Origin of the sequence: Hyphomonas sp. (genome assembly GCF_041689225.1) — a bacterium.
GTDB lineage: Bacteria > Pseudomonadota > Alphaproteobacteria > Caulobacterales > Hyphomonadaceae > Hyphomonas.
On record NZ_JBDNGN010000012.1, the window covers coordinates 1 to 4,838 of the forward strand.

Here is a 4,838-nt window from a genome sequence, read left to right on the forward strand (position 1 = left end):
AAGGGAGCGGAAGTCCTCCCGGTCGAAACCGTCCAGCTTGCCATTGAGGCTCATCTGGTGGCGGCTGGTCCATACTCCGGCCGGGTTGTAGCTGTACATGACATCGAACGCGGGGGAGAGTGACCAGCGTCCCTGTTTGTCCATGAGGAAGGCGATGTTCTTGACGTGGTCGTCCTGGTTGCGCGCGACAAGATTGAAGAAGGTCCGTCGAACCTGGCGCTCGATATCACCCATCGGAAGCTGCAGGCGCCGGATCGCCTGCAGCGCCTGCTCATAGGCATAGGCCCCGGCCATGTTGAAATCATAGTGCATGAGCGCGCCAAGCGACTGCATATGCAGCTTGGCGCCGGTTTGCGTCCGGTCGAAACGCCTGGTCATGAAATGCGCGCGGTCGCCTTCCTCGTGCAGGCGGCACGCTTCCATGTCGATGCCGGCGGCACGCGCCATCAGGGAATAGGCATATTCGATGCGGCCGAAGCCCTGCGGGTCGGCCAGTTCCCTGTCGCGATTGCCATGCACGCCGTCGAATTTCATCAGCCACTGGCTGAACCCCTCCCCGGCCTGAGCCTGGCCGGACCGGAACTCGCCGGTCTGCGGGTTCCAGGCGAGGACAGCCTTTGCCCGCGCCCCGCCTGCCGACGTGCCGACCCGGAGAATGTCTTCGATGGCCTGCTGGTCGTCGATGCCGGTGAACTTGCCTTCAAGGGCGATCCTGTCGTCCAGGACACGGTTGGCGAGCGCAACGAGCGCATCAATGTCGACCCGTCGCGACTCAGTCGGCGCATCGCGCATCAAGGGTTTGAATTCGAGCGCGCCCATGCCGCGCGTGCCGGTATAGCAGAGGCGCTCGACGGGCGTGAAGCTTCCAGGTTCCCGGCCGCGGCGCGACAGCCAGGCATTGATGAGTGTATTGCCGAACTTGTCAGGAAGGCTGTCAGCCAGCATGCCGGGCAGACCCTTGAACGTCTCGCGCGACAGCGACGGGAACTCGTAGGGAAAGTCCGTCAGGGGCATCATGACCGGGGCAACGGCAATACCGGAGGCGGCAAATTCAGGTGTATACTGAAAGACGCCAATGCCACGATCCGGCAGCCAGGACACAGCACCGATATCACTGCCCCATAGAATGACCCGGGCCGTATCGGTCATGCCTGGGAATCCTCGTCGCCCCAGCGCCATTTCGCGGCGGCGGCTCGCTTGCCGCTTGCGCGCTGACGCTCGCTCCCCTCGAGACGTACGCGGTCGACGGGCCGAACGGCGGGGTCGGGCAACAGGGCAGCCAGGTGATCGGTCAATCGCAAGGCCTGCATGATCCGGATGAAGGAATCGAGCGATATGGGTTTGCCATCGGCAAGCCGGGTGAGCGTGCTCCTGGAGACGCCGGCTTCAGCCGCGAGGTCTGCCTGGCTGATATTGCGGCTCAGCCGGATCTCGTCGAGTCGCTTGCAAAGCGCTTCAATTAGCGCACCGCTGGATGCCGTTGAAAAATCAATCTTATGCGTCATTCGTGCAGCCCAATTCCGATTTAATGCAGCTTGCGCGCCTTATATGAAGCATTATATAAATTTTATTACAATTATCTTTATGCGTTACTTATAGCGCATTAAGTTCTCTTTTTCCACTTATAGCTTCAGTTTTAATGCATTTGTAGGTTTGGTGGCATCCCTGCCTTCGCGCCTGTCCGCACCGCCGCAGGTGATTCCGGACTTATCGCAGGGCGCACCGGGCCGGCACGACCAGATTCTCATCGCCCCTCCGGCAGATTTCGACAGGCAGGAAAACTTTGAGCGTTATGATATACATATTCTTGGGTGGTTCAGACATTGGAAGAACCACCCTAGTCATATTTCCGATTGCCCCAGAGGTCATCCGGGCACTCAAGATTCCAAACTCCCTTGCGCGCAGCACGGGCTCGCACTTCCGCATCCGCATAGGCGCCCTGGCTGTATTTCGGCCAGTCGCGGGCCCAGCCAGCGCCGACCATGAGGTCGCCGAGGTCGGCGCCGCTTACATTGCACGTGGCGACGGTGCGCTCGTACGAGTCCTTTCCGCTGCTGGTGCAGGTTACGGTTCGGCTACCAATCTGGTCGGACAGGTAAAGCGCCGCCTTCTGGTAGACATTGGTGCCAGCGCAGGTCTTCCCGCGCTCGGGCGAGTCAAATCCCGAGAGGCGGATACGCTGCCCGTGTATCTCGATTGTGTCGCCGTCAATTACGGACGCGACACCGGCAATCCGATCTGAGGGATCGCCTGCCGGGACAGCGCGCCCCGCATCGCCGTTCATCTGTCCGCAGGCGGCAAGGAGCAAGATCATTGAAAAAGTGCCGGTATGCTTCTGTCTCATGGCTCAAGCTGATCATGATTCATGCATTTGCAGAAACGGGTTCACCGGCATGGGATGGGATGATGACAGGAGCGGACAATATGGGCCGCCTCCCTTGCCCAGATGGATCCGGGTTCCGGCCGCCATACTATTTGCCGACTTTCTCGCCTTGCTCGTGTTGGGTCCCGTTTGAGCTGTCAGCCAGGCGGCATCTGGTCGAGGAAGGATGCAAGATCGAGGATCTTGTCGGTTGCGAGTGTTTCGATCGCCTGCCTGAGCTTATCAGGTGAGCCTTTAAGTTGCCGGTCTGTCAGACGAAAGACGATCGTGACCTCCGCCAGGCTGATCGCATGGACCGCCTTGACCGAGCAGTCCCTGTCTTCAAGGTCGACAGTGACCGTGTCGAATGTCCACAGGGATGTGCGCATGTTCGGATGGCTCCGCTCCTTGTTGATGGAGTGGATGAGTCCGGACCGCGTCGATTAAAATGCGCCTTTTGGTAGATGCGCCCGCCCGCCGGGGTTTAGCCTTTGACAATGGCCACGCTCGTGACGTTCTGCCGCTCCTGGTACTGAACCGGATCGGGCCGGCGGCTCTGCATTATCAACAAGGACCGTGTCTTGTACCCCTGTGAAGGAAACCAGCGGCCATGGCCGGACTGAAATTGAGGATCGGACAGCTGCCGGACCAGACGCCGCAAAGGCTGGCCTTCCTCATACGCGCCAACAAGGCCGAGTTGCTCCACGCCTGAGGCTTGCGCGGCGTCACATCTGGCCGTGCAACAGGCCTGTGCTAGTCTTCGGCAAAATCGAGGAAACGCGCCCATGCTACAGAAAACCTACGAAGCCTTCGCCGTCGAGATCAATGACAAGGTCGCCCACATCAAGATGAACCGCCCCGAGGCGATGAACACGATGAACAAGGCGTTCTGGAACGAATTGCCCGCCATTGTCCGCGATATCGACATGAATGCGCGTGCCCGCTGCATCGTCATCTCGTCCACCGGCAAGCATTTCTCGGCCGGCATGGACCTGGCCGTCTTCGGCTCAGGCGAGGGTGGCGGAAAGGTCGATCGCTACGTCGCAGCCGAAGCCTTCCGCTCTAACATCCGCCAGATCCAGTCCAGCTTCAACGCCTTGGAAGAGGCCCGCGTGCCGGTCCTCTTTGCCCTGCAGGGCGGCGTCATCGGCGGCGCCATCGACATGATCTCCGCAGGCGACATTCGCTGGTGCACGAAGGACGCCTTCTTCACGATCATGGAAACCAATATCGCGATGACCGCCGATGTCGGCACATTCCCGCGCCTGCAGCGCTACATCCCCGAGGGTTGGGTCAAGGAAATGGCCTATACGGGCCGTCGCATCGATTCCGCCAAAGCCAAGGAAATCGGCTTGGTGAACGACGTCTTCGATACGCATGAGGACGTGCTGGCTCACGTTCTGGCGACGGCGAAAGAGATCGCGTCGAAAGACCCGCTGACGGTGACCGGCTGCAAGACGCTGATCAATTACGGGCGCGACCACAACACGGCCGACACGCTCGATTATATCGGTGTGTGGAATGCCGGCATGATCCCGCCGCCACACATGCAGGAAGCCTTCGCGGCACGCGCCGAAAAGCGCGACCCGGAATTCCCGGACCTGATGAAACTGCGCGATACGCCGATGTAGGCTTAGGCCGAAACAATCCGGTAAACGGCTGTCGCGGTCATCACGGTCTCGTCGCCGCACGTAGCCGAGCCGCCGGTGAACAGCACCGTGCGGGTCTTGCGGTCGACCCGGGCATTGAACACTGGCGTTCCGGCCACGTCAGCACCGGTGACGTCGATTGTCACGGAGACGAGTTCCACCTTGTCCGGGGCGCAGCGCGTTTCGGCGTCGGCGCGGATCGCGGCCATCAGGTCCAGTGCCAGTGCTTCGTCGGCGCGCAGCCCGGTGTCGGTTCGCATTTCGTATCCTCGTTCAATTCAGCTGGCACCGCTGTAGCCACACGCGCCGACAAAGAAAAGAGCACGGCCCTGGCAAGCGGGTTGAGCCAAGCGTCGCAGGAATCAAAAAAAGCCGCCCTGTCAGGCGGCTTTGTTTGTTCGGTGCGAGTTCGGAGTGAAGGTCAGGCCGCTTTGGCCGCGCTGATTTCCGCATCCATGTCATGGCCGATCAGGTCGCCCAGATGTCCGAAGCCTGCCATGTCGTAATTCTCTTCCATGAAGGTCGAGATCGATGGCAGCAGGTGGCCAATCGCCTTGTGGTCCAGGCCGATCGTATGAAGCGAGCCGATCATGGTCTGTGCGACGACGCGTTTGCCGCCGGGAGTCTGCTCGATAAGGCGGGCAATGATTCCTGTGGCGGCGCCGAACTCTGAGCCCGTGCGGGCTGCGAGTGCCCGAGCGCCGGGAATGGCCTTGAACATTGCCGGTGCGAAGGATGAAGCCTGTCGCTCAGCTGAATTCAACACAATCCCCAGCGCCGTCTTGGCAGTAGGTTCCGAGAGTCCATTGATTTTAGCGATGTGCGCA

7 protein-coding genes are annotated in these 4,838 nt (G+C 60.4%); 1 reads left to right on the top strand and 6 read right to left on the bottom strand.

Features of this window, described 5'->3' with window-relative positions; genetic code table 11:
- The 4 genes from ACESNB_RS01115 to ACESNB_RS01130 all read right to left on the bottom strand — a co-directional run.
- A partial coding sequence (locus ACESNB_RS01115; RefSeq protein WP_373002697.1) for a type II toxin-antitoxin system HipA family toxin occupies positions 1-1,149 on the bottom strand: 1,149 nt, incomplete at its 3' end.
- Positions 1,146-1,505 (bottom strand): helix-turn-helix domain-containing protein, encoded by a 360-nt coding sequence (locus ACESNB_RS01120; protein ID WP_373002699.1) that lies wholly within the window; start codon positions 1,503-1,505, stop codon positions 1,146-1,148. The genes ACESNB_RS01120 and ACESNB_RS01115, both read right to left, overlap by 4 nt.
- Before the next feature lie 332 nt (positions 1,506-1,837).
- On the bottom strand, positions 1,838-2,344 hold the full coding sequence (locus tag ACESNB_RS01125; RefSeq protein ID WP_373002701.1) for a thermonuclease family protein: 507 nt from the start codon (positions 2,342-2,344) through the stop codon (positions 1,838-1,840).
- Positions 2,345-2,520: 176 nt separating this feature from the next.
- The gene (locus ACESNB_RS01130; protein WP_373002703.1) at positions 2,521-2,751 is read right to left on the bottom strand and encodes a hypothetical protein; all 231 of its coding nucleotides are present in this window, start codon (positions 2,749-2,751) and stop codon (positions 2,521-2,523) included.
- Positions 2,752-3,147: 396 nt separating this feature from the next.
- Here ACESNB_RS01130 and ACESNB_RS01135 point away from each other — a divergent pair, with 396 nt between their 5' ends.
- Positions 3,148-3,993, top strand: coding sequence for a crotonase/enoyl-CoA hydratase family protein (locus ACESNB_RS01135; RefSeq protein ID WP_373002705.1), 846 nt, complete (start codon positions 3,148-3,150; stop codon positions 3,991-3,993).
- A gap of 2 nt (positions 3,994-3,995) precedes the next feature.
- Here the strand turns inward: ACESNB_RS01135 and ACESNB_RS01140 are convergent, their stop codons facing one another.
- Complete coding sequence (locus tag ACESNB_RS01140) at positions 3,996-4,271, bottom strand: hypothetical protein (protein WP_373002707.1); 276 nt, start codon at positions 4,269-4,271, stop codon at positions 3,996-3,998.
- Positions 4,272-4,432: 161 nt separating this feature from the next.
- Positions 4,433-4,838 (bottom strand): hypothetical protein (locus ACESNB_RS01145; protein WP_373002709.1); only part of this gene is annotated, 406 nt, incomplete at its 5' end.

What these genes read in the sequence shown, in the direction of transcription:
- ACESNB_RS01130 (WP_373002703.1), bottom strand. Translation starts at nt 2,751, where the DNA reads ATGCGCACATCCCTGTGGACATTCGACACGGTCACTGTCGACCTTGAA.
- ACESNB_RS01125 (WP_373002701.1), bottom strand. Translation starts at nt 2,344, where the DNA reads ATGAGACAGAAGCATACCGGCACTTTTTCAATGATCTTGCTCCTTGCC.
- ACESNB_RS01120 (WP_373002699.1), bottom strand. Translation starts at nt 1,505, where the DNA reads ATGACGCATAAGATTGATTTTTCAACGGCATCCAGCGGTGCGCTAATT.
- ACESNB_RS01140 (WP_373002707.1), bottom strand. Translation starts at nt 4,271, where the DNA reads ATGCGAACCGACACCGGGCTGCGCGCCGACGAAGCACTGGCACTGGAC.
- ACESNB_RS01135 (WP_373002705.1), top strand. Translation starts at nt 3,148, where the DNA reads ATGCTACAGAAAACCTACGAAGCCTTCGCCGTCGAGATCAATGACAAG.